Source organism: Actinacidiphila glaucinigra (assembly GCF_900188405.1).
GTDB lineage: Bacteria > Actinomycetota > Actinomycetes > Streptomycetales > Streptomycetaceae > Actinacidiphila > Actinacidiphila glaucinigra.
Window position 1 is genome coordinate 518,497 of record NZ_FZOF01000002.1, and the last position, 23,447, is coordinate 541,943.

General features: G+C 71.6%; 17 protein-coding genes and 1 riboswitch. Of the genes, 9 read left to right on the forward strand and 8 right to left on the reverse strand.

The window, feature by feature from the left end; all coding sequences use genetic code 11:
* Nucleotides 1–18: 18 nt before the first annotated feature.
* Nucleotides 19–1,332 carry a DNA cytosine methyltransferase gene (locus CHF15_RS06350; protein WP_089222604.1) on the forward strand — a complete coding sequence of 438 codons (1,314 nt, stop codon included), beginning with the start codon at nt 19–21 and terminating at the stop codon, nt 1,330–1,332.
* Here CHF15_RS06350 and CHF15_RS06355 read toward each other — a convergent pair.
* Nucleotides 1,264–1,725: a very short patch repair endonuclease gene (locus tag CHF15_RS06355; protein ID WP_089222605.1), complete on the reverse strand. Its 462-nt coding sequence runs from the start codon at nt 1,723–1,725 to the stop codon at nt 1,264–1,266. The genes CHF15_RS06350 and CHF15_RS06355 overlap by 69 nt on opposite strands.
* A gap of 187 nt (nt 1,726–1,912) precedes the next feature.
* On the opposite strand from CHF15_RS06355, the gene CHF15_RS06360 reads away from it, so the two are divergent.
* The 4 genes from CHF15_RS06360 (at nt 1,913) to CHF15_RS06375 (ending at nt 7,870) form a co-directional block, all read left to right on the forward strand.
* Nucleotides 1,913–3,457, forward strand: a complete 1,545-nt coding sequence (locus CHF15_RS06360) for an ATP-binding protein (protein WP_089222606.1) — start codon at nt 1,913–1,915, stop codon at nt 3,455–3,457.
* Between the two features lie 47 nt (nt 3,458–3,504).
* Nucleotides 3,505–6,495: a Z1 domain-containing protein gene (locus tag CHF15_RS06365; RefSeq protein ID WP_410169621.1), complete on the forward strand. Its 2,991-nt coding sequence runs from the start codon at nt 3,505–3,507 to the stop codon at nt 6,493–6,495.
* Between the two features lie 234 nt (nt 6,496–6,729).
* Nucleotides 6,730–7,218 (forward strand): hypothetical protein, encoded by a 489-nt coding sequence (locus tag CHF15_RS06370; RefSeq protein ID WP_089222607.1) that lies wholly within the window; start codon nt 6,730–6,732, stop codon nt 7,216–7,218.
* 427 nt (nt 7,219–7,645) lie between these two features.
* Nucleotides 7,646–7,870, forward strand: a complete 225-nt coding sequence (locus tag CHF15_RS06375) for a hypothetical protein (protein ID WP_089222608.1) — start codon at nt 7,646–7,648, stop codon at nt 7,868–7,870.
* A 19-nt stretch (nt 7,871–7,889) separates the two neighbouring features.
* Here the strand turns inward: CHF15_RS06375 and CHF15_RS06380 are convergent, their stop codons facing one another.
* Nucleotides 7,890–8,759, reverse strand: a complete 870-nt coding sequence (locus tag CHF15_RS06380; RefSeq protein ID WP_089222609.1) for a PfkB family carbohydrate kinase — start codon at nt 8,757–8,759, stop codon at nt 7,890–7,892.
* A 161-nt stretch (nt 8,760–8,920) separates the two neighbouring features.
* On the opposite strand from CHF15_RS06380, the gene CHF15_RS06385 reads away from it, so the two are divergent.
* Both CHF15_RS06385 and CHF15_RS06390 read left to right on the forward strand, forming a co-directional pair.
* Nucleotides 8,921–9,685, forward strand: a complete 765-nt coding sequence (locus tag CHF15_RS06385) for a DUF6227 family protein (RefSeq protein WP_089222610.1) — start codon at nt 8,921–8,923, stop codon at nt 9,683–9,685.
* A gap of 111 nt (nt 9,686–9,796) precedes the next feature.
* Nucleotides 9,797–10,078, forward strand: a complete 282-nt coding sequence (locus CHF15_RS06390; RefSeq protein WP_089222611.1) for a hypothetical protein — start codon at nt 9,797–9,799, stop codon at nt 10,076–10,078.
* A gap of 129 nt (nt 10,079–10,207) precedes the next feature.
* On the opposite strand, the gene CHF15_RS06395 is transcribed toward CHF15_RS06390, so the two are convergent.
* From CHF15_RS06395 to CHF15_RS06410, 4 genes are all read right to left on the reverse strand, one after another.
* Complete coding sequence (locus CHF15_RS06395; RefSeq protein WP_089222612.1) at nt 10,208–11,464, reverse strand: M23 family metallopeptidase; 1,257 nt, start codon at nt 11,462–11,464, stop codon at nt 10,208–10,210.
* Nucleotides 11,465–11,475: 11 nt separating this feature from the next.
* A riboswitch (cyclic di-AMP (ydaO/yuaA leader) is annotated at nt 11,476–11,615 on the reverse strand.
* A gap of 217 nt (nt 11,616–11,832) precedes the next feature.
* Nucleotides 11,833–13,233, reverse strand: coding sequence for an extracellular solute-binding protein (locus CHF15_RS06400; protein WP_089222613.1), 1,401 nt, complete (start codon nt 13,231–13,233; stop codon nt 11,833–11,835).
* Nucleotides 13,230–15,707 carry a caspase, EACC1-associated type gene (locus tag CHF15_RS06405; RefSeq protein ID WP_089222614.1) on the reverse strand — a complete coding sequence of 826 codons (2,478 nt, stop codon included), beginning with the start codon at nt 15,705–15,707 and terminating at the stop codon, nt 13,230–13,232. Before CHF15_RS06405 ends, CHF15_RS06400 begins: the two co-directional genes overlap by 4 nt.
* A gap of 37 nt (nt 15,708–15,744) precedes the next feature.
* On the reverse strand, nt 15,745–16,113 hold the full coding sequence (locus CHF15_RS06410) for an effector-associated constant component EACC1 (RefSeq protein WP_089222615.1): 369 nt from the start codon (nt 16,111–16,113) through the stop codon (nt 15,745–15,747).
* A gap of 395 nt (nt 16,114–16,508) precedes the next feature.
* On the opposite strand from CHF15_RS06410, the gene CHF15_RS06415 reads away from it, so the two are divergent.
* Complete coding sequence (locus CHF15_RS06415; RefSeq protein ID WP_089222616.1) at nt 16,509–17,393, forward strand: helix-turn-helix transcriptional regulator; 885 nt, start codon at nt 16,509–16,511, stop codon at nt 17,391–17,393.
* Between the two features lie 53 nt (nt 17,394–17,446).
* Here CHF15_RS06415 and CHF15_RS06420 read toward each other — a convergent pair whose 3' ends face one another.
* Nucleotides 17,447–19,825: an endonuclease/exonuclease/phosphatase family protein gene (locus tag CHF15_RS06420; protein WP_179279684.1), complete on the reverse strand. Its 2,379-nt coding sequence runs from the start codon at nt 19,823–19,825 to the stop codon at nt 17,447–17,449.
* 347 nt (nt 19,826–20,172) lie between these two features.
* Between CHF15_RS06420 and CHF15_RS06425 the strand changes: the two genes are divergently transcribed.
* Nucleotides 20,173–21,339, forward strand: coding sequence for an Ig-like domain-containing protein (locus CHF15_RS06425; protein WP_089222618.1), 1,167 nt, complete (start codon nt 20,173–20,175; stop codon nt 21,337–21,339).
* Between the two features lie 12 nt (nt 21,340–21,351).
* Here the strand turns inward: CHF15_RS06425 and CHF15_RS06430 are convergent, their stop codons facing one another.
* The gene (locus CHF15_RS06430; protein ID WP_089222619.1) at nt 21,352–23,346 is read right to left on the reverse strand and encodes a hypothetical protein; all 1,995 of its coding nucleotides are present in this window, start codon (nt 23,344–23,346) and stop codon (nt 21,352–21,354) included.
* Nucleotides 23,347–23,447: the final 101 nt, after the last annotated feature.

The following is a 23,447-nucleotide window of genomic DNA, read 5'->3' on the forward strand; positions in this document are numbered from 1 at the left end:
ACCACGAGGAGCACGCCGATGGCTGATAGCGGTCCGGGAGAGCCTTCTAAGCCTCTGACCTCGATCGAGATCTGTGCAGGGGCAGGCGGACAGGCCGTAGGACTGCACCAGGCCGGCTTCCAGCACCTCGCCCTCGTTGAATGGGATGCCCACGCGGTGGCTACCCTCAAGGCCAACGCCGTCAGGTGGCCGGGCTGGAGCAAAGAGAAGGCAGAGCGCCTCACCCCGCAGGACGTAACAAAATTCCTCTCTTCTGAACAGCTCGAGGAACTTTCTACTGAAGATCTCGATGACCTGGATCTCCTGGCAGGCGGCGTCCCTTGCCCACCCTTCTCTCTCGCTGGAAAGCAGCTGGGTCCTGACGATGAGCGAGATCTTTTCCCCGCCGCTCTCGAAATCATCAAAAGGCTGCGACCCAAGGCCATCATGATCGAGAATGTACGCGGCATCCTTGAGCCTCCCGACACTTTCATTGGCTACCGTCGATCAATCCTGAGCAAACTTGCCGAATTCGGCTACTCAGTACCAAAGATCAAAGAACACTGGTCGGTCGAAGACCAGAACCACGAAATGCAGAAGGTTTGGAGGCGCGTCGATGCGGCCAATTTCGGGGTACCGCAGCTTCGCCCCCGAGCAATCCTGGTAGCTATTCGTGAGGATTGCCTGAACGGCCGAGAGTTCATTTGGCCGGAGAAGATTGCCGGCGATACGCTGGAACTCCGCGAAGCCTTGGTTAAGTCGATGCGCGAGCGCTATGACCGATACGCGGAGACTGCGCCAAAGGAAGCGAAGCAGGCAGCTGACAGGGCCTTTGAAACCTGGCACTCGAAGGCTGGTGGATCGGCCGTCGCCCCCACGCTCGTCGGTGGTTCCAAGAAGCACGGCGGTGCAGATCTCGGCCCGACCAGAGCCAAAAATGCCTGGAAGAAGCTGGGCGTAGACGGGAACGGCGTCGCCAACGATCCGGAGAAGTGTGATCCGGAGCGAGACCTGTTCCGACCTGCGGGCCCCATGCTCACCGTCCGGCAGGCCGCCACATTGCAGGGATTCCCTGAGGACTGGGACTTCCAGGGCGGCAAGACCGCTCGCTACCGGCAAGTGGGGAACGCCTTCCCTCCGCCGGTTGCCGAGGCCATCGGCAGGGCGATTGCCGCGGTCCTCCGCCCAGCGGAAGCGGACAGCCTGCTTGAGGGGTACGTACTCGCCTCAAGCAATGGGGAAGATGCGACCGACCCGTACGGAACTCAGGACACCCTAGACGACTCACTTCTGGCCAAGGTCCACGCGCCGGGCGATGACCGTCGCAGCGATCTGGTCGGCGCAGATGCCTGATGGCTCGTGCTCCCAGAAGCGGAGCACGAGCCACCCAGCTTCCTTGAGACGTTCGTCGGTGTCTCGGTCCCGCGCCACGTTGCGGGTGACCTTGTCGGACCAGTACCCGGGGTTCACCTTCGGCGCCTTGTAGTGCTCCGGGCAGCCGTGCCAGTAACACCCGTCAATGAACACGGCTACCTTGGCCGGCCGGAAGACCAGGTCGGCCGTGCGTCGCAGGTCGGGAAGTGGGCGGGCAGCCACGCGGTACCGCAGGCCGCGGGCGTGCACGAGCCGGCGGATCAGCTGTTCGGGCTTCGTGTCCCGGCTGCGGATGGCTTGCATGTTGCGTCGGCGCGCCGCCGACGACGCCCAAGATCCCTCCGGAGCTTCCCATTCCGCAGCGTCAGACATGTTTCCGAGAGTAGTCCTGCAGCTGGGTCGCGATGACCCGAGCTAAGCCTGGGGCTTCCCCTGGGTGCCGGGTTCGGTATAGAAGACCCTCTGTGTACGGTCTTCGCAATATCTTCATCATTACTAGCCGAAGCTGAAGACCGGCCACGCCAGCCTGCCCCGTCGCTGTCCGAGGAACCACGAGCGCATGTCTTCTTCTCCCGCACTGCCCGCCAGCTGGCAGTACGACGTCCCTACGAACGGCAGCACCCGGCTTCCACCGGACGCAGGGTACGCGAAAGCCCTGACCAATCAGGGCTACGGTTTCGAAGCGGCCATAGCGGACCTCGTCGACAACTCCATCGACGCGGGCGCGGAGTCGGTCGTGGTGCACTTCCTGCGTGACAGCGAACGCATCGTGTCGCTGCTCGTTCTCGACAACGGCCGTGGCATGGACGACCGGGAGCTCGACGACTCCATGACCGTAGGCCGCCGCCGTGACTACGGCGGACAGGCGCTCGGTATGTACGGCACCGGGCTCAAGGCTGCTTCCCTCTCCCACGCCCGCTCGCTTACGGTGATCAGCCGCACCAAGCGCAGCCGTGCGGCCGGCCGGAAGCTCACCGCCGAAGGCATCGAGGACGGCTTCCGTTGCGACATGGTCGATCCGGAGTTCGCGCAACGACAGATCGACGTGTACGACGGGCTGATCGAGTGGCACGGCACGATCGTCCGCTGGGACCGGGTACGTGCCTTCGAGACCGTGGCCCGCGGGCAGAGCGACCAGTTCCTGTCGGAGGCGATATCCCGGCTGGAGATGCACCTCGGTCTGCACCTGCACCGCTTCCTGACCAACGGGCTCAACCTCGACATAGCCGTCTGGGACGTGGAAACCGGGGAGGAGACGGACCACATCAGTGTCGACCCGCTCGACCCGTTCGCCAGCAAGGTACCCGGCAAGGCCGGCTACCCCCGGACGTTCCAAGCCGGAGTCGAAGGCGTGGGTGAGGTCGGGCTGCGGGCGCACATCTGGCCTGCCAAGTCGAAGCAGGCGGGGTTCCGCCAGATCGGCTCGCTCCTCGAACGACAGGGTTTCTACTTCTACCGCAACGACCGGCTCGTGCAGGCCGGTGGGTGGAGCAACCTTCGCAGCCCGGAGGGCCATCTCGTTCTTGCCAGGATCGCGGTAGACCTGCCGGCCGCTTCGAACGAGGTGTTCAGCCTGACCGTGAAGAAGGAGGGGGTCGAGGTCACCCCCGCCTTCACCCGGGGCGTCGAGAAGGCCACCGACGGCAATGGGACCTTCTTCGCCGCCTATCTGGCTGACGCGGAGGAGGTCTATCGCGAGGGCGCGTCACGAGCAGTCGTCGAACGCCCCTCCGTGATCCCCCCTGGCAAGGGCGTTGATCCGAAGGTGAAGCGCGCGGTGGCGGAAGAGCTACCCGTCAAGGGAGGCGAGGACCCGATCCGCATCGAGTGGGTCACGCTCGCCGACGACCGCTTCTTCGACCTGGACCGTGACGGTCACGCGATCCTGCTCAACAAGACCTTCAGGGACGACTTCAACGACGGCAAGCGCGGCGGGTCCAACGACGCGCCGGTCACCAAGACATTGATGTATCTGCTCCTGCAGGACTGCTTCGGGCTCGGCCGGTGGGAGAAGAAGCGCGCCGACCGCATCGAGTACTGGAACAGCATCCTGATGGCTTCCGTACTCGCACAACGTGAGCGCCGCGCCCGCACCATCTCCTGACCACGCCACCAGCGGCACCCCGGGCCGCATACACCAGAGGAACCCCCTTGAGCGACGCACTGCTTGAAGTCCACACCTCGGCGCTGGCAGGGATGACAGCCAGTCCCGGCCACTTCGAGAAGTGGGCGTCACTTGCCGCGGATGAGGACTTCCCGGAGGCCGATCTCAGCGAGGCGGCCTTCCGCACACGGCTCGTGGACGATGAGGCTGCGGGAGGGGCGCTGACGGCACTGTGGGCCCGTGCGCTGACCAAGTGGGACTTCGAAGAACAACCGCGATGGTCCCCCAGCACTGAAGCCCGTACCGACGAGCGCCGCACCGCGGTGTACGACCGGCTGCGCTTCGGTGAGGATCTGCGCAAGGTGCTCGGCACGGCCGTGCCCGTGGCACACATCGCGCCGGTGACCGTGATCGCCCGGGAGCATACGCCTTGGTACACCTCCGAGCGGGCGGCGGCGCGTTCCTTTTACTGGACAGCCTACGAACGCAAGCTCCGCGAGAAGGGTTGGTCAGAGTCTGCGATCGCAAGCCTCGACGAGGCGAGCCGGTCGGTCGTGGAACGGCTCGCCGACCCTGAGCAAGCCGCCGTACGCCAGTCCAAGGGCCTCGTGGTGGGATACGTCCAGTCCGGCAAGACGGCGAACTTCACCGGGGTGACCGCGAAGGCCATCGACGCGGGCTACCGTCTCGTCATCGTGCTCGGCGGCACCCTCAATCTTCTGCGCGCCCAGACACAGCGTCGTCTCGACATGGAGCTCATAGGCCAGGAGAACATCCTCCGCGGAGCTGACCCGGAGGACCCAGATTCGCTGGTGGGCATCGACTACGCCGGGTACGACGACGATTGGCCGGACTTCGTGCGCCACGGTGACCGGCCGTCCGCGCTGCGGGCCTTCGACATCGAACGCCTCACCACCCGTGACAGGGACTACATCAGCCTGGCGCAGGGCATCCGGGCGCTGGAATTCGAGAAGCGCGAGCCAACACTGCCGCTCTACGACTCGGTCAACCTGCACCGTGCGGCCGCACGCGTGATGGTCGTCAAGAAGAACAAGAGCGTTCTGACGAAGCTCGTGAAGGACCTCAAGCAGATCCACGGCATTCTCGGCGAGCTGCCTGCCCTCATCATCGACGACGAGTCCGACCAAGCCTCGGTGAACACATCGAACCCGAAGCAGTGGGCGCAAGGTGCGACCGAGCGCACGGCCATCAACGGGCTCATCTCGCAGCTCCTGGGCCTCCTCCCGCGCGGGCAGTACGTCGGTTACACAGCCACGCCATTCGCGAACGTCTTCGTCGACCCGGGCGACGCGGAGGACGTCTTTCCCAGCGACTTCCTCATCTCGCTGCCCCGGCCAGCCGGGTACATGGGCGTCCAGGACTTCCACGACCTAGACTCACCGCTCCGGCTGGATGAGCGCACCGTTGCCAACTCCCAGGAGATGGCACACGTCCGCGGTATCTACGACGGTGCAGATGACCGTCTCGGGGAAGCCATCGACGCCTTCGTGCTCACGGGTGCCCTCAAGCTCTTCCGAGCCGCACAGGGAGTGTCCGACAAGCCCTTCCGGCATCACACGATGCTGGTCCACGAATCAGTCAGGATGGCCGAACACGCGGCCCTCGCACAGCGCATCAATTCGATGTGGCACGCGGCCGGCTACTCCTCCAGCGAGGGCCACGCCCGTCTCGCAGACCTTTGGGCGCGTGACTTCGGTCCCGTGTCGGCCGCAAGGGCCGAGGGCCTTCCCAGCCCGGCGTCGTACGAGGAACTTCGTCCCTTCGTCAGCCGCGCCCGGCAGCTCATCTCGAAGGGCGGAAACCCCGTCGTCATCGTCAATGGTGACTCCGACCGTGACTTCGCGCAGATCGACCTCGACTTCGACAGGACTCCCAACGTCTGGAAGATCCTGGTCGGCGGTACCAAGCTGTCCCGAGGCTTCACCGTCGAGGGGCTGACCATCACGTACTACCGCCGGACCACGCGTCAAGCGGACACGCTGATGCAGATGGGCCGGTGGTTCGGCTTCCGGCCCGGCTACCGGGATCTCGTACGCCTCTTCATCGGCCGCGAAGAGGCGCTGACGAAGACCTCGTCCGCGGATCTCTACGAGGCCTTCGAAGCGATCTGCCGCGACGAGGAGTTGTTCCGGCAACAGCTCACTCAGTACTCCATTCTCGTGGACGGGAAGCCTCAGGTCACGCCCGCCCAGGTACCGCCCCTCGTCGCCCAGCACCTCTCGTGGGTCAAGCCTTCCGCGCGCAACAAGATGTTCAACGCAGAACTGGTCGAAGTGCGCTCGCCGGGCAGGCCGGTCGAGCCTGCGGCGTATCCCGTGAATCCGGCGGCGCTACGCCGCAACACGGAGCGGTGGCAGCCTCTGCTCGGCACCTTCTCCGGACACACGGCGGACTTCACCAATCCGCCGGACGGCAGTAGTGGACTGGCACGGACGTTTTCGGCCCTGACGGCGCGAGTTACGCATTCGGCGCTCATCGCCGTGCTCAGTTCACTGGAGTGGGAGCGCCCCGGGATCTTCCAGCCGCACCTCCAATACCTGGCACAGCTCGACGGGACGCTCGCCAAGGTCGACGACTGGCTGCTGATCGCGCCCCAGCTCACCCAGGCGAATCGCGTGGAGGCTTCGGTCCTCGGCTCCGTCCCTCTGTCGCTGGTCCGACGCAGCCGTCAGCCGGGGAAGCCGTCCTTCGGCCGCATTGCGAGTGTGGAGCACCGTACAGCAGCCCAGCGCCTCATCGATACGGCAGCAGCCGGAGGCGGCCCCGTAGCCATTGGGAACGCGGATGCGGGGCCGAATACGGGCGTCGCGCTGGTCTACCCCGTCGTCGAGGGCACGACGGACGCCGATGTGCGCGCGGCAATCTCTGGCGGCCACGCCGACCCCGCCAAGCTGGTCATGGCCTTCACCCTGATTCCGCCCCGTTCCGCTACCGACTCGACCCGCCGCCTGGTGCGGTTCCGCGCACGGAACTCCAGCCACGCCGACGAACCAATCGTGGCGGCACCCGGCGAGTAGTCCGGTGCTTAAAAGACCGGTCGACCGGGGCAGGCGTCCGGTCGATCGGTCGCTGAGCAGCACCCCGCTGGCCAGCGGTCTATCCCGGGCCTCCGTTGCAGAGCTGTGGCTTAAAGGTTCCTGCACCACTCCCCCGAGCGACCTTCTGTCACCGGCACGCAACACCACGTATCGCCCGAATCGGATCCGCCGTTGCTGGTGCGTCAGGACATCAAGAGCATCGGAGGAACCCCCATGGGCCGAGTCAACGCGGTGACGCGCTACGTGTCGCAGGCCGCCCTGGCGACATCTACGGCGGTCGCCACGGTGATCAGCTTCTCAACGCCTGCATCCGCGAGCGCCGTGGGGTACGCAAAGGTGGTCGGCTTCTGCATGGATGCCAAGGGGCAGGAGCTTTGCCTCCCCACCACCACTCTCGGCCACTTCGTGCGTGGGTCGGGCAGGAACGTGAACCGCCAGGAAGCATCCGTGCAGGACAGCTTCGGGATGGACAGCGCCGGCGGTAACTGGTGCAACTGGCGTATCGACTGGCGCTACTCGGACACGAATGGCCGTGTCTACCTCATCAGCAAGGGCGAAACGCACCGCAAGTGCACGCTGCACAGCTCGATCGGCCGTGTCGACACGACGCACCGCACGTTGAAGCACTACGGCAAGGCGTGTGCGGACTTCTTCGTCGCTGGCACCAAGCGCGCGTCGCAATGCCACTTCATCACCGAGTGACAGCCGGAGCGACCATGCCCTCTCAAATGCACCCCTCGCTGGCATCCCGCGCACTGCGCGTTCTCTTGGGCGCGGGAGTGAGCTATGCACTCGCAACTGGATTGGTCCTACTCATCTTCGCCTTGCTTCCCCAAGACGCTCTGCGGTCCCTTCAGGAGTCGGGATTCTTCTGGACCGTCCTCGCCACCGCAGTCGTCATCTTCGCGGCCGGAGCGTTGGCCCTCCGGGGCCGCCGCGAGCGGTAAATCCGTGCCACCCCGCCGACCACCGCTAGCCCATTCACACCAGCCCCGTGAGCAACACCCGTGAATTCGTGACTTCGTGCGCCCGTGTCGGGGACCGTGGGCGGGCGTTGAAGCACTGCGGAGGGGCCGGAGCGTGGGCCCCCGGGTGTCGCGGCATCGTCGAGGAACAGGGCGGGATCCCCATGGGCAACAAGTCGCCGAACGCGCGGTCGGGCCGGATGATGCGGTGGGTGCTGACGGCGGGGCTCAGCTACCTGGGGGCGATGTTCGTCGTGCTCGGATGCCTGTCGCTGCTGCCGAAGCGAACGCAGACCTCGCTGTCGGAGACGGCCGTGGGGTGGGCCGTGCTCGGGGTGAGCGTCGTGCTGTTCACGCTGTTCGCGGGGCGGAGCCGCGGGCGGTCCTGAGCACCTGGCCCGGGAGCCCTCAGGCGCGCATCCACTCCCGGGTGCCGAACGAACCGCACGTGCGCGAGGCGACGGTGGCCGCGAAGGCCAGGGCGGCGTCGAAGGACGGCGGGGTGAGGCGGGTCGTGATGTGCGTGGCGAGGTGGTGGGCGAGGGCGCCGTGGAGGACGTCGCCGGCGCCGAGGGTGTCGACCACAGGGGTGACGGCGGGGACGGGGATCTGCCCGTCGGGCCGGAGGATGGGGGACGCGCCCCGGGTCACGGCGGTCCAGCGGACGCCGGCGTCGTGGAGGAAGGCGAGGGCCTCGGCCGGGGTGGTGGTACCCGGGGGGTGGAAGTCGGCGGAGCACACGGCGACGTCGACGTAAGGGAGCAGGGTGGGCGTGGCGGGACGCCAGCTGCCCGCGTCCAGGAGGGTGGGGACCCCGGCGGCGCGGGCGAGGCGGGCGGCGGGGACGGCGAGGGCGGGGTGGTGGGCGTCCACGAGGACGACATCGGCGTCGCCGACCAGGACGGAGAGGTCTCCGGGCGGGGAGACGGAGGCCCCTGAGGCCGCGTTGGTCGAGGCGACGGCGCGGTCGCCGGTGGCGGCGGTGACCAGGATCGTGGAGACCGCGGGGGGTTCGGGGGAGTCCGCGGTGAGGTTGATGACGTCGACGCCGAGCGCCGCGAGGTCCGCGTCGATCGCGCCGGCGAGAGGGTGGCCGCCGAAGGCGGTGAGCAGCACGGCCTCGCCGCCGAGGTGGGCAAACGTGGCGGCGGCGCCCGTGGCGGGGCCGCCGGCGGCGACGGTCTGGGTGCGGGCGGTGAGTTTCTCGTTCGGGGCCGGGACGTGGTCGACGAGCGTGATGACATCGAGAGTGCAGAGGCCTACGAAGAGTGCGCGCATGGGCGCATAGTGGCAGCAGGGGGCGTGCGTTTGGCGTCTTACGCGCCTCCTACGGGTGGGGGTGCACCATTTTTCCGTGAGACCCGACGCGCAGAGCGTCGATGCCACTACGCTGAGTGCTCGCAATGGTGCGCGGGGAATGCCGTGAGCAGGAGGACCGCATGGGGAACGCGCGACCAGGTGGGGCGGGTCCGGCGGACGTCGAGGTGGTGCTGGCCAGGGCGCAGAACGCCTTCGACGTCGACGACCGCGTGCTGGGACGGCTGGCGACCGCGCTGATGGGCTGCACGGAGCTGGCGTCCTTCCGCCAGCGCAAGGGCCCGCCGCGCCGGCTGAGCCGCAGGACGCTGCGGCACACGTTCCTGCTGGCCGACGGCAGCACGCAGATGCTGTGGGAGATCGAGCACAACACCGGCCCCGGCAGCGACGAACCGCTGTACGAGGTGTATTCCGACCCGGATGCGCTGGCCGCCGCGCAGCACATGATCGACGCGCGCTTCGGCGAGCCCTCCCCGGAGGAGCTGGAGGCGGAGGCGGCGGACTGGCTGGCGCGGCTGCCGCAGCTGGCGATGGACCTGACGCCAGGGCCCCGGCAGTACACGGAGGACCACTCCGCCGAGCACGCGTGGCGGGTGCTGCGGCGCGCCGAGAACACGGACGTGCCGGGCGAGGAGCTGCGCAGCCGGCTGGGTTCGGCGGTCGGCCACGACATCGCGTACGTCACCGGGCGGCACACCCGGATCGGCACCGGCCGGGTCGCCGGCTGGACCCTGTACGAGCACGCCTTCCTGCTGGAGACCGGCGAGGAGATCAGCCTCTGGGAGGTCGAGCACACGATGACCCCCGACGGGCGGCCGGTCTGCGAGGTGTACGCCGACGAGACGTCGGCCTGCGACTCCGCGGACGTACGGCTGGAAGGGCTCTGAGCGTGTTCCGGCCGCGTTCGGGCCCGGCTCCGGCCGGGTTCCGGATTGCGGCCGGGGTGCAGCCGGAGGAAATTGGGGCGTAGGCGTGTCGGTGGGAGGCGGGAGGTTCCCATGCCGGTCCTGGCGGAGGTCGAGTTCCCCGGTGTGACGGCCCTGCAGTACGAGGAGGCGAACCACCGCGCGGGGTTCGGGCCCGAGCATCCGCCCGCGGGCCTGCTCTCCCATGCCGCCGTGATCACCAACGAGGGGCTGCGGCTGGTGAACGTCTGGCAGTCCGCTCAGGCGCTCGAGGCCTTCATGGAGATCATGATGCCCGCCGCCAAGGAGTCCGGTTTCCCTGAGCCGAGCGGGCCGCCGAGGATCTCCGAGCTCTACAACTTCGTCGTCCCGTAGACACGGACCGGCGGCCCTGGATGACGGGGGGTGTCACCAGGACCGCCGGAGTTCGTGTGGTCGTGCACGGCCGTTGACGGCCGACCGTGAAGAGCCGCGGCCGGCCGCGGCCGGTCCCGGCCGCTCGCCTCAGACGGACAGGCCCTTGCTGCGCAGCCAGCCCATCGGGCCGATCGGGTCGCCGCCGCCGGGGCGCACCTCGAGGTGCAGGTGCGGACCGGTGACGTTGCCCGTGGCGCCGACCCGGCCGATGGTGTCACCGGTGCTGACCTTGCCGGAGGTGACGATCATCGAGGAGAGGTGGCAGTACCAGAGCTCGGTGCCGTCGTCGAGGGTCAGGATGATGCGGTAGCCGTACGAACCGGCCCAGCCCGCCTCGGTGATGGTGCCGCTGTGGATGGCCTTGACCGGGGTGCCGGTCGGGGCGGCGAAGTCCTGGCCGGTGTGGGTGTTGGCCCACAGCGAGCTGGACTCGCCGAAGCCGGCGGTCAGCGAGTACGAGGAGACCGGCTTGACGAAGCTCTTGGCGAGCTCGGCCAGGCGCTCGGCCTCGATCTTCTTCGCGGCCTCCGCCGCGGCCTTCTTCTTGGCGGCGGCCTCGGCGCGGACCCGCTCCTGCGCGGCGGACTTGGCGGCCTTGGCCGACGCCTCCTGCTGTGCGGCGGTCCTGGCGGCCCGGTCGGCGGCGGTCCGCTGCTGCTGGGCCTGGTCGAGGATGCGGTTGCGCAGTGCCTCACCCGCGCCGGGGCTCAGGGCCCCGGCGACCTGCTTGGCCTCGGGCGCGCTGTCGTCCTCGACGAGGGCTCCGATGCCGGGCAGCTGCGACGCGTCGGGCAGATGGGGGAGGGAGACGGGGAGCGGGTTCTTGCCCTCGGCGGTGGCGACCCCTCCGACGCCGAGCACGGCCACGGCCGCGACCCCGAAGACCGCGGAACCGCGGCCCATGGAACGCTGCTTGGCGACGCGGTGCCGGGCGCGACGGGGGCCGGTGGACTCCTCCGTGGGGTTCCACGGCTCGGCCTGCGGGTCCTCGACGGGCGCGTCCTGGACGTCCCGGGGGCTCCCGAAGGCTTCGAAGGCCTCGATGTCCTCCTGCCGCGGGTGGGCGGCAGGGGCCTGGTACGCCTCGGGACCGGCGGCCTCGGGCTGCGCGGCGCCGGCGTCCGGGGAGGAGGTCTCGGCGGCGGCCGCGTCGAGCCAGCCGGCGGCCATGTTCCACTGGCCGGTGTCCCAGCCGTCGATGGCGTTCTTCGTCGGCGGTGCCTGCTCGGCTGCCGGGGGATTCCAGCCGGCGGCGATGTTCCACTCGGCGGTGTCCCACTCGGAGTACGCGGTCGCGGACCCCTGTTGCTGTCCGGGTATCAGGGCAGGCTCGTTCGACGCCACGCGGGCGCGCTCCTTTCCTTCCTTCTCGCCTACCGGGTTAGCTGACGGGTTCGGAGCAGGAAGGTCTCCTACGAGGACCGCGAACGGCCCCCGATTCACCCCAGGAAGTGGTTCCCCGGTTCCCGCGGACGGGATTCGGCAAGCGCACGGCGCCGCCCTGTCGGCGGCGGGATGACCGCGCTGCGTTATCGAACGTTAATAGAGGCGCCCGCCAATTCCAAGCCACTCAAGCGAGTTCATGACGGGAATCTATGCGGATGGACAGGACATAAGCGGACATTGGGCCGTGACTGCCGTGACCTACGGGAAATGTGAGTGTGCATCAGTCGTTATGCGGAAGGGAGTGCCGCGCTCACGAGGAGTGATGGTCACCCCGGACCCCGGCCGCCGAGCGCACGCCCCAGACGGCCGCCCAGGCGCTCGGCCGACGCGTCGGCCGACCGGTGCGCCGCGAGCATTCCGTGCACTTCACGCTGCAGGACCCGGGTGAACGTGACGTAGTGCGCGGTCGCCGGACGGGCCCTGGCGGCCTGCAGCGCGCACCGCAGCAGGGTCGTGTAACCGGGGGTCGCGGCGGACGGCGAGGGCGAGGGCTCCGAGCCGCGGCCCGCGGGGCGGTCGTAGAACCAGGCACGGGGGTCGTGAGGATCGTCACAGTTGACATCCCCGGCCCCGTATGCAGAGCGCCGCGCGGGGGCGAAACCCGCGCTGAGCAGGGCATGTTGGGCGTCGCGTCCGGTCAGGAAGCGAATCAGGTCCGCGGCGTCGCCGGGGCGGTCGCTGGTGGCCGCCACCCCCAGGCTCTGCCCGCCCAGGGCGGCGACGCCGGGGAGCCGGGCCACGCCGAAGCGGACGCCGGGGGCGAGGGTGGCGTCGAGCCGGTTGTAGGCGTACGGCCAGTTGCGCATCAGCACGCTCTGCCCCTCGGTGAACTGGGCGAGGGTGACCGACTCGTCCGCCTCCAGGGACTCCGGGTTGAGGTTGTTGGCGGCGCCCAGCCGTCCGAGCTCGTCCAGGCCCTCGCGCAGCCCGTCCTCGGTGCCGATGTAGCGGCCGTCGCCGTCGACGAGTTCGACGCCCGCGGTCCAGAAGGTCTCCAGGGTGTTGACGGTCAGGCCCTCGTACGCGCGCAGTTGGGTGGTGTAGGCGGCGTGGCCGAGCGGGCGGACGTCGGCGAGCAGGTCGCCGATCTTGGCGTAGCCGCGCAGGTCCGCGGGGCGGCGGCCGGCCTTGGCGAGGTCGTCTGTGCGGTAGTACAGCAGGCCGACGTCGGTGTTGAAGGGCACCGCGTACGTGCGGCCCTTCCAGCGCCCGGCGTCCGCGGCCTGGCGCAGGAAGTCCCCGTCGACGAGGGCGGGGTCGAGCGGACGCAGCAGCCCGCTGTCGGCGAACTCGGCGATCCAGCTGATGTCGAGGTTGACCACGTCGTACGCGGCGGTGCCCGACTGGAAGGCGCCGATCAGCTCGCTGCGCTGCTCGTCGGAGGCGGAGGGGAGCTCGACGAGCCGGGCGGGCCGGTCCGGGTTGCGCCGGTTCCACTGGTCGATCAGGGCGCGGCGGACCCCGGGTTGCCCGCCGGCGGTGAGGTCGGCGTCGCTGGCGACGATCAGCGGCCGGGAGCGGTCGGGTTCGGGGGCCGGGGCGGTGGCGGGGCCGCCGCAGGCCGCGGTGGCCAGCAGGAGCAGCACACCGAGGGCGCGGCGCCGGCGGCGGGCGGGGCGCGGGGGCCGGAGGGCGCCGCCCGCGCCTGCGGGGCCCATGGCTGTCATGACCCTCCCGAGGTGAGGCGGGTGATGGTCTCCGCGACCCGGTTCGGCAGGTCCTGCGTGGCCGCGAGGCAGGCGCCGCCGCCCTCGGTCACCGCCTTGTTGAAGCGCAGCGAGCAGCCGTAGCTCTCCAGGGACACCACCAGCACGGGGACGTCCACGTCCGGCGGATCCTCGCGGGCGCTGTCCTCGTCGTCGGTGATGAGGACGATCAGGGCGCCGGGGGAATCGGCGAGGGTGCGGGACCACCGGCGCAGGGCGGCGGCCACGGGGGCGTCCCGCTCGACCGGCGCCAGGGCGCGGATCGCGGCGTCCCGCGCGGCCGCGTCGTTCGACCCGATCGGCAGGAGGGTGCGGCCGGGCACCGCGGCGATGCCGTACCGGTAGCCGGAGGCGCGCGCCAGGACGGAGCGCACCGCGGGGACGTTGGCGCCGGAGTAGGAGGAGCTGGAGACGTCGACGGCGAAGAGGACGTCGCGCCGGGTGCCGGCGGCCCCGCCGTGGTCCCGCAGCGCGGCCTCTATGTCCGCGCGGGTGGCCGGTTCGCCGCCCGCCGGGGGGTCGGCGACGAAGACGGCGCTGTCCAGCGGGGTGTCGCCGGCCGCGTCCGTCCCGCTGACGTCCGTGCGGAAGCCCTGCGCGGCCAGCGCCCGCTGCCCCGGGCCGGAACCGAGCCATCCGGCGAGCCGGCGCACCGCCTCAGCCCGGTCGGCGCGGTCGGCCCGGCCGGTCTCCCAGGTCACCGGTACGAGGGTGAGGTCGAGGGGCGGCACGTCGGCCGGGTAGTAGGCCGTGTACGGGTCGGACTGGTTGCCCAGGCAGGGAGGACGGGACTCCAGGGCGGGGGTGACGAGGCCGGCCAGGGTGGACTCGGCGGTGAGCAGGGCCTGTTGGGTGCCGCGCCGTTCGACCAGCCAGGTGCGGGCGGAGCAGGCCAGGGCCCGGTCGTCCGCCGGGGGCACGGCGTCGGTGGTGACCCGGGTGCCGGGCCTCAGGTGCAGCAACTGGTCCAGGGCGGCGTCCGAGGAGTGCGGTTCCGCGCTGCGGACGACCACGTCCTGCGCGTGGGCGGCGTCGACCAGTTGCTGCGCGGTGCTGCCGGTACGCCCGACGCCCTCCAGCGAGGTGGTCGCGGCGACGACGGCCGGGGAGTGCGCGAGGGTGGCCGGCCGGCCGAGGGCGACGACGCTCTCCGGGCGCCGGGTCTCGGCCACGACCTGGGTGAGGGCGGTGCCGGCCGCCGGTATCCACACGTCCGGGTGCGGCCCCACGTCCCGCAGCGGCAGCGCGCAGTCCGCGCCGTCCTCGCAGGCGCGTTCCGGTTCGGCCCAGGCGGCGGAGGCGCGGAAGGCGGCGATGGTGCGGTCGGACGGTGCCGCGTAGACGGTGGTGTTGATCTGGCCGCAGCCCTCGGGCCGGCCGCCGAGCGAGGCGGTGGTGCCGGGGGCCTCACTGTCCTGGAAGGCGTCCAGCACGGAGGTGAGCGCGGCGCGCGTCTCCGGTGAGGTGAGCACCCGCAGTTCGAGCGGGGCGGGGCACAGCGGCGCGGGGCGGTGCGCCCACGTCCAGCCGGTGACGCCGCCCGCGAGCAGTGCCAGGGCGGTGCCGACGCCGACGGCCCGGTGCCAGAGCGGCTGGTGGGGGCCCGCCGTCCACGTCCAGGTGAAACCGGCGTACTGGGCGAGCCGGCGCAGCGGCGCCAGCCCGCGGGCCCCGCGGGCGGGGCGCGGGGCGAGCCGGGCCTGGGACAGGACGGTGTCGCCGGCGCTGTTGCTGGAGCGCTCGGTCGGGAACCAGGGGTCGTAGTCCACGCGCTCGTCGAGCGTGGCGGCGTACTCGCCGGCCAGTTCGTGCAGCCGGACCCCGAGCCGCTGCACGGTGACCGGGTCGTACGGGTCGGTGCCCTCGCTCAGCACCCGGACCAGGGCGCCGGTGAAGGGCGTCGGGTCGATGCCGTCGCCCTTGTGGATGCGCGAGCCGACCGCCGAGGAGGTGATCAGGGAGAACGGCCGCTCGGGCAGCGGCACCAGGCCGGCGTTGCCGGAGTAGCAGCAGTCCAGGACGAGGACGACGCGCTCGGCGCGCGAGGAGGCGAGCAGTTTCAGCAGGTCGCGGTACGGGATGCCGTCCAGGCGGGCGCCGTCCTTGGTGGACTCCCGGGTCATCAGGTAGAGCTCGGGCTCACCGGTGCCCAGGTCGACGTAGCCGTGCCCGGTGAAGTGGACCAGCAGCAGGTCCTGGGCCTGGGCGGCGGCGGTGCCGATCAGCCGCAGCGCGCGGTCGCGGGTGCGCGGCTCGGTGAGGGTCTCCACGGTGCGCGGGATGAACCGGCCGAGGTTGCCGGCGACGAGTGCGGCGCGCAGCCGCGCCACGTTGGCCCGGGCGGAGGGGATGTTGGAGAAGTCGCGGGCGTGTTCGTACTGCGACACCCCGATCAGGACCGCCCGCGACCGGGACGCGAACGGTTCGTACGGCATGCCCGCCGGACCTCCCCAGGGCCGTCTTCCTCCGGATCTAGTTCTCCAGCGTCTGGCGGATACGGGCCGCCATCGCCTCCAGCTCGCCTCGGGTCAGGGCGTCCCTGCCGGTGAGGACGCACTCCACGTCGCCGGCGCGGACGGTGACGCTGAGCGAGTCGCCGGGCTGGTTGCGCAGGTGGTTGCGCAGGGCTCGGAGCAGCGTGAGCGCGGTCGTCTGCAGGGTCTCCTGGAGGATCATCAGCAGCAGGTCGTAGGCGACGCCCATGCTCTCGCCGGCGGGCCGCTCCCTGCGGACGACCAGCGGCGCCAGTTCCTCGTCGGCCCGCAGCCAGACCTCCAGTCTGCGCAGGTCCTCCGCCGAGTCCTTGCCGCCCTCCAGCTCGATGGTCACGTATGTGTCCATGACGCCTCCCCTCATTCCCAGCCTACGCTGACGTACCGTCATTCACACGCCTTGTGCGAGGAGTTGTGTGTACCGGGCAGGAAGTCGCGGCGTCCGGAGGGGGGCCGGGGCACCCCGTCCGGCGGCGGCCCGGTGCGCCCGATGCCCGAGTGCCCCCGGTAAAAGGGATCCGCCCGGTCCTGGAGTCTTGGCCAACGGCTGCACGCAGGAGACGGACGAGCTCACGGGGAGCCGCCGCGCGTGGAACCGCCGGCGCGGGCCGCCCGGACGCCTGGCCGCTTCCCGGAGCGGATGGAAGGGCCGGACCGCCTCGCGGAGAGCCCTCCGTCCGGGTGGCAGCCGGCCCGTCCGGCCGTGCCGGGCCGCCTCATGATCGGCCGCCCATACTGGAACACATGGAGCACAACGCCGAGCTCAGGGACTTCCTGCGGGCCCGCAGGAACCGGCTGAGCCCGCAGGACGCCGGCATCACCGTCAGCGGTGCGCCGCGCCGTGTGCCGGGGTTGCGGCGGGAGGAACTGGCGCGGCTGGCCGGGGTGAGCACCGATTACTACACCCGTTTGGAGCAGGGCAGGCACCTGAATGTCTCGGAGGCGGTGCTGGACGCCGTCGCCCGGGCCCTGCGGCTGGACGCGGCCGAGCGCGCCTGCCTCTTCGAGCTGGCGCGGCACCGTACGCCGCCCCGCCGCAGGCCGGTGCGGCCGCAGCGGGTGCGCCCGGAGGTCCACCGCGTGCTGGACCTGCTGGGCGACCTCACCCCGGTGTTCGTCATCGGCCGCCGCACCGACGTACTGGCCGCCAACCGCATGGCCCGCACGCTGCTCACCGACTTCGACACGCTGCCCCACCGCGACCGCAACCTCGCCCGCTTCATGTTCCTCGACGACGCGGCCCGCGACCTCTACCGGGAATGGGACAAGCACGCCGCCGAGACGGTCGCCGCCCTGCGGCTGGACGCGGCCCGCCACCCCGACGACCCGGGACTGACCGAGCTGGTCGGCGAACTGACCATCAAGAGCGCCGAGTTCCGCGCCTGGTGGGCCGACCACAACGTGCGGCAGCGGTCGCACGGGGTGAAGCTCTACCACCACCCCGTCGTCGGCGACCTGACGCTGTCGTACGAGCACGTGCTCTTCCCCGGCGACAGCGACCAGCTCGTGTGCATCCACACCGCCGAGCCCGGCTCCACCTCCGAGGCGGCGCTGCAGCTGCTGGCCGCGTGGACCGGCTCCGGCACACCCGCCAGCGGGTTCCCCGACCCGGAGCCCGACCCCCGGTGACACCGCGAGGGCGGCACCGGCGTCGCGCCGGTGCCGCCCTCGACGGGGGTGCGTCAGCAGCCGTCCGGCTTGATGCGGACGATCTGCGGGTCGTGGTCGCTCGCCTGGTCGGCGAACTCCGCGTTGATGTGCACCACGTCGTAGTCGAAGCGGCGCAGCGCCGGGCTGAGCAGGATGTGGTCCAGCGACTGCGAGTTGCCCTCGTAGACGTAGGTGTAGCGCTCCGACTTCGGCAGCGTGGTCAGCAGGTCCTTCAGCACGCCGCCCGAGGTGAGCGTGGACACCGTGCCGGAGAACTCGTAGTCGTTGAGGTCGCCGAGGACCACGACGTTGGCGTCGCGGTCGGCCGCGAGCAGCGACTTCACAAAGGTGTTGACCTCGGTGGCCTGCAGCTTCCGCTGGGTCTCGGAGCTGCGCACCGGCTGCTGGTTGACGCTGTGCAGCGGCTGGTCGCCGCCCTTGGAGTTGAAGTGGTTGGCGATGACGAAGACCGGCTTGCCGTGGAAGCGGAACTCGCCGACCAGCGGCTTGCGGCTGGCGTTCCACGCCTCGCTGCCCGGGTTGATCCGGCCCGGGGAGACCGACAGCTCGGCGCCCTTGCGGGTCTTGACCGCCTTGACCGCGGTGGTGGCGTCGCCGCCGGCGCGGTCGGTGAACTGCACGCGGTGCGGGTTGAAGAGGAAGACCTGGCGGATGTTGCCGCCGGGCTCACCGCCGTCGGTGCCGTCCGTGGGGTCGACGGAACGCCAGCTGTAGCGGGGGCCGCCGGCCGCGACGATCGCGTCGGTGAACTTCTGCAGGGTCTGGCCGGCGGCGACGGTGCCGTCGTCGGCGGCGCCGTTGTCGTCCTGGATCTCCTCCAGCGCCACGATGTCGGGCGAGGAGAGGTGGGTGACGACGCCGTCGGCGAGCCGCGCGAACTTGTCGGCGGGGTCGGTGGGGTCGAGGTTCTCCACGTTGTACGTGGCGACCGCGAGCTCACCGCCCTTCTGCTTGCGGGTCACCTCGCGCTCCAGGCCCTTGTCGACCAGCGTGCCCAGCTGCGTGGCCTGGAGGTTGTAGCCGCCGAAGCCGTCGTAGTCGATCGCGCCGGTGGTGGTGCCCGCCAGCCGGTCGCCGACGTCGGCGGCCGGGACGTCGGCGCCCGCGCCGATCGACATGACCTTGATGCGGCCGGTGTTGGGCTGGTCGTACGAGCCGTACACCGTGCCGCCGCGGCGGGTGGGGTTCTCGTCCGGCTTCACCGTCACCCAGACCTCGTGGTACTGGGTGGTGCCGCCGACGACGCGGGCGTCGGAGAACCGCGCCAGCTCGCCCTCGTGGGCCTCGTAGAAGTCCAGCGCGTAGCGGGCCGGGTCGAGCGGCAGGCCCTCGATACTGCCGCCGGCGGCGTCGGGCGCGTACGCGGCCGGGACGGTGGCCGCGTCCAGCGTGACGGGGGCCGGCAGGGCGTTGCCCGCCGAGAGCACGGCGGTGGTCGGGGCGGTGACCTCGGTGACCGACTGGCTGCCGGTGCCCGGGTAGTACTCGGAGACCTTGCCGGTCACCAGCACCTTGTCCCCGACGGCGACGGTGGGCGTGACGGAGCCGGTGTAGACGAACACACCCTCGCTGGTGCGGGCGTCGGCGTCGGCCTCCGGGTCCTGGATCCAGTAGCCCTTTGAGCCGGTGGTGCGGACGCCGGTGACGATGCCGGGGACCCGGGTGACGGTCTGGCCCTTGAGCGGGGAGACCCGGGTGGTGCCCTGGATGTCGTGGATCCGGGTGGTGCCGGGCTCGGTCGGCTCGGGGTCGGGCGTCGGGTCCGTGCCGCCGCCGCCCGGGGTCTGCCCGGCGGCGTTGACCGGGGTCGGCGCGCCGGCGGTGAGGTCGGCGGCGTTGTCGTCGGTGTCGGCAAGGGACGCGCCGCGGGCGACGGAGGCGGTGTTGCTCGCGCCGGTCGCGGGGCCGCTGCCCTCGCGCACGACCGCGGTGCCGAAGCCCACGAGGTCGACCACGCGCGGGTCGGCGGCGCAGTCGGCGGCGGTGATGCAGGTCAGCGGGGTGGTGCCGTTGACCAGGGCGATGGTGCCGCTGGTGCCGCTCATCGCGATCGAGCCGCTGGCGTCGGCGGCCGGCAGGGGGGTCGTGCCGCCGGTGCCGGCGGACTCCGACACGAGGTAGCGGCCGCCGGGGGCGATCGCCCCGGTCAGCGCGGTCGCCTGCCACTTGGAGGCGGCGGACGGCGAACCGGGCAGGTACTGCACGCTGTAGCCGGCCAGGTCGTACGCGGCCGAGCCGGCGTTGGCGAGCTCCACGAAGTCGTTGGTCAGCGTTGCGCCGGAGTTGCCACCGCCGCCGTACACCTCGGCGACGACCGCCTGGCTGGAGGGCGTCGCGTGGGCGGCGGGCAGCCCGGTCAGAACGACGGACGCGGCGATTCCGGTCGATATGAGCGCGAGCGCCGCGGCGCGGTTGCGGTGTCGGCTCGGTCTGGCGATCGGCACGAGGGTTTCTCCTATCGGGGTCCAACAGCCCGTCGACGACGGGCAGCGCACGGCGGACCGGCTCAAGTTACGCGCGTAGAACCAGACATGACAAGGGCGCCGAGGTGAATTCTGCGAGTCCGCCCGGGCGCGCACCGCGGCACCGGGGCCACCGGCGAGCCCCCCGGCGCGCGGGCGCCACCGTTCGGGCGACCCCCCGATGGGTCACCCGGCGCGCCGGGACCGGCCGGGATTGCCACATTGATGACGTCCCGTCAGTACCGGTCGCCCACCTCACCCCCGCGGAGCTCGACGTGCGCCCACCCCCCGGACGGCCCGGCCGCCGTCACCGGCCCGCCCTCGCCACCGCCCTGCTGGCGGCCGCCGGCGTCCTGCTCACCCCCGCCCCGGGCACCGCCGCGCCGGCGCCCCCCGTCGCCGGATGCGCCCCGGTCGCCTTCGCAGGCACCGGCACGCCCGGCCGCGGCGGCGACGGTGCCGCCGCCACCGCGGCCACCCTGCACGATCCGGCCGGGCTCGCCACCGACGCCGCGGGCCGCCTCTACATCGCGGACTCCGCCAACCGCGCCGTGCGCCGCGTCACCCCGGGCGCGGCGGGTGCCGCGCCCGTCATCGCGACCTTCGCGACCACCGACTTCGCCCCGTACGGCCTCGCGGTCGGCCCGGACGGCACGGTCTACGTCTCCGGCGAGGGCAAGGCCGTCTCCCTACGCCCCGACGGCAAGGGCACCAAGACGCTGCTCACGGAGGCCGGCCGCCACGACGCCGTCGCCGTCGGCGGGGACCGCTCCGTGTACGTCTCGGGTGGCACGGGCGGCGGCCTGCGGCGGATCCCACCCGGCGGCAAGGCCCCGGTCCGCCACTTCGCCGGCACGACCGTGGGCGCCCTCGCCGCCGACGGGGGCGGCAACGTCTACGCCGTCGTCGACGGCCGCGTCCGCCGCATCGACCACGACGGCCGGGCCACCCCGGTGCCCGGCGCCGCCCGGCTCACCGCGGGCGACGTCCACGGCCTCGCGGTCACGGAGGACGGTTCCCTCTTCTACCCGTCCCCGCGCGCCCGCACCTCCGGGACCGCCCCGCTGAACCGCCCCTGGGGCACCGCCCTCGCCCCCGGCGGACGGCTCTACGTCTCCGACCAGGCCGCCCACCGCGTCTACGTGGTGGCCCGGCCCGTCCTCGTACCGGGGCGGCTGCGCGTCACGTCCGGCCCGCACGGCCACGCCACCGGCGACGTCCTCAAAGGCGTCACCGGGAAGGGGACGACCGTCACGGCCCACAGCGAACCCGTGCGGGGCGTCCTCGTCCAGCAGGCCAACGGCCTCTTCTCCTACACCCCGCGGGAGAACTTCTCCGGCACCGACGCGTTCACCGCCACGATCACCGACGCCTGCCACAACGCGACGACCCGCACCGTCCTGGTGCGGGTCGTCGCCAAACCCCTGCCGCGCGCCGGGTGACGCGCGGCCCCGTCAGCCGCGCGCCTCGGCCACGGCCGCGCCGAGGGCCTCCTTGATGCGCGGGCCGAGCCGGGCGAAGCCCAGCTCCTTCATCGCGGCCCGCAGCAGCTCGTCGTCCGAACGCGCCTCGCCGTCGCCGTCGATCCACCGCACCAGCGCGGTCAGTTCCTTCGCCGAGTACGCCGTCACGGCCTTCCCCGGCGTGACCGCGGGCTTCCGCGGCCGCCGCGCCGCCGGCTTCGCCTTGGCGACGGGCTCGGGCTCGGCGGCGGGAGCCGCCTCCTCCGCGACCGCGGCCTCGGGCACCGCAACGGGGCCGGCTTCCTCGGCGACCGCAGCGGCCTCGGCCTCGATGACCGGCTCAGGCTCCGCCTCGACGACGGCCTCGGGCTCCGCAACGGGCTCCGCCTGAGCGGGCGCCTCCTCCGCCACCGGCTCAACGACCGGCTCGGACTCGGCCTCCACCGCAGCAGCGGCGTCAACAACCGGCTCAGGCTCCGCCTCGACAGCGACCTCGGGCACCGCAACGGGGGCGGCTTCCTCGGCGACCGCAGCGGCCTCGGCCTCGATGACCGGCTCGGGGGCGGGGGCGGGAGCTTCCTCAACGACCGCAGCGGCGGTCTCAGCCACCGGCTCAGGCTCCGCCTCGACGACGGCCTCGGGCACCGCAACAGGCTCCGCCTGAGCGGGCGCCTCCTCCGCCACCGCCTCAACGACCGGCTCGGACTCGGCCTCAGCTGCAGGAGCGGCGTCAACAACCGGCTCCGCCTCCTCCGCGACCGCGGCCTCGGGCTCCGCAACGGGGGCGGCTTCCTCGGCGACCGCAGCGGCGGTCTCAGCCACCGGCTCGGGCTCCGCCTCGACGACGGCCTCGGGCCCCGCAACAGGCTCCGCCTGAGCGGGCGCCTCCTCCGCCACCGCCTCAACGACCGGCTCGGACTCGACCTCCACCGCAGCAGCGGCGTCAACCACCGGCTCAGGCTCCGCCTCAACAGCGGCCTCAACCACCGGCTCCGCCTCGGCCGACGCAGCCTCCACCTCAACGACCGGCTCGGGCTCCGCCTCCGCGGGAGCCGCCCCCTCCGGCGCTTCCGACGCGGTGCGCGGTTCGGGGACGACAGGGGTCTCCGGCTCGCCCAGCAGCGCGACGACCTCGGCGGTCTCCGCCCGGCGCTCCGTCAGTTCCTCGAGCACCGCGCCGAGCCCCTGATGCCCCAGGCGGTCACGGGTGGCCTTGAGGTTGGGCAGCCGGTACAGCGTGCCCTCGTCCGCGGCAAGGCGGTCGAGCAGCTCCGCGAGTTCCTCGAAGGGGAGGGTGTCCAGCGCGGCCTCGGGGCGCAGGAGGCGCCCCAGTTCGGTGAGCCCGGCCTCGGCGGCCTCGGCGGCGCGGGAGGCCTCGTCGAGGAAGTCCGCGTCCGCGGGGACGGCCGGGCGGCCGGCGCCGCCGAGGGCGGCCCAGTCGTTGCGTTCGGTGGCCGCGGAGGCGAGGGCGGTGTGCACGGCGTCGCGCCGCGGCCGTCCCGTGGCCAGCCCGCGGACGCGTCCCCGCAGGGACCGGCGGCGCAGCCAGGCGACCTTCACACCGCGGTCCCGGCGCCAGGCGCCGCTCGCGGTGGCGGCGACGAACTCGTCCAGTTCGGCCTCGGCCACGTCGTACACGTCGGCGTTCAGCGTCCGCAGGGTGAGCCGTACCCGCAGCAGCAGCGACACGGTCCGGCCGCTCTCGGCCACCGTGCGGGGGATGTCGATGCCCAGGGCCTCGGCCTCCTCCAGGCGCTCGGCGGCGGCGCGCAGCGCCGGCAGGTCGCGGCCGCGAAGTTCCGCGAGGACGGTGGAGGCGGCGCGGGCCTCCTCGGGGCCGGCGACGGTGTCCACGGCGGCGTACCAGGCGTGGGTGTCGGTCGTCAGCGTGAAGCCGCCGAGCTCCGCGTAGGCGCGCAGGTCGTCGCGCGTCTCCTCGGGGAGGGAGGCGATGTCGGCGGTGCTGTGCAAGGAGGGTGCGGTCATATGAGGTCCGGTTCCTGGCAAGTGCGGTGGGCGTCGGCGGCGTACGCGCGGCGGAGCGGCCCCGGGCCGGCGTGCTCGCGGTGGCCCCACGATACGGGCGC

Bases quoted from the DNA above. Each gene is read 5' to 3' on its own strand.
- CHF15_RS06350 (WP_089222604.1), top strand. From the start codon at position 19: ATGGCTGATAGCGGTCCGGGAGAGCCTTCTAAGCCTCTGACCTCGATC.
- CHF15_RS06355 (WP_089222605.1), bottom strand. From the start codon at position 1,725: ATGTCTGACGCTGCGGAATGGGAAGCTCCGGAGGGATCTTGGGCGTCG.
- CHF15_RS06360 (WP_089222606.1), top strand. From the start codon at position 1,913: ATGTCTTCTTCTCCCGCACTGCCCGCCAGCTGGCAGTACGACGTCCCT.
- CHF15_RS06370 (WP_089222607.1), top strand. From the start codon at position 6,730: ATGGGCCGAGTCAACGCGGTGACGCGCTACGTGTCGCAGGCCGCCCTG.
- CHF15_RS06375 (WP_089222608.1), top strand. From the start codon at position 7,646: ATGGGCAACAAGTCGCCGAACGCGCGGTCGGGCCGGATGATGCGGTGG.
- CHF15_RS06380 (WP_089222609.1), bottom strand. From the start codon at position 8,759: ATGCGCGCACTCTTCGTAGGCCTCTGCACTCTCGATGTCATCACGCTC.
- CHF15_RS06385 (WP_089222610.1), top strand. From the start codon at position 8,921: ATGGGGAACGCGCGACCAGGTGGGGCGGGTCCGGCGGACGTCGAGGTG.
- CHF15_RS06390 (WP_089222611.1), top strand. From the start codon at position 9,797: ATGCCGGTCCTGGCGGAGGTCGAGTTCCCCGGTGTGACGGCCCTGCAG.
- CHF15_RS06400 (WP_089222613.1), bottom strand. From the start codon at position 13,233: ATGACAGCCATGGGCCCCGCAGGCGCGGGCGGCGCCCTCCGGCCCCCG.
- CHF15_RS06405 (WP_089222614.1), bottom strand. From the start codon at position 15,707: ATGCCGTACGAACCGTTCGCGTCCCGGTCGCGGGCGGTCCTGATCGGG.
- CHF15_RS06410 (WP_089222615.1), bottom strand. From the start codon at position 16,113: ATGGACACATACGTGACCATCGAGCTGGAGGGCGGCAAGGACTCGGCG.
- CHF15_RS06415 (WP_089222616.1), top strand. From the start codon at position 16,509: ATGGAGCACAACGCCGAGCTCAGGGACTTCCTGCGGGCCCGCAGGAAC.
- CHF15_RS06430 (WP_089222619.1), bottom strand. From the start codon at position 23,346: ATGACCGCACCCTCCTTGCACAGCACCGCCGACATCGCCTCCCTCCCC.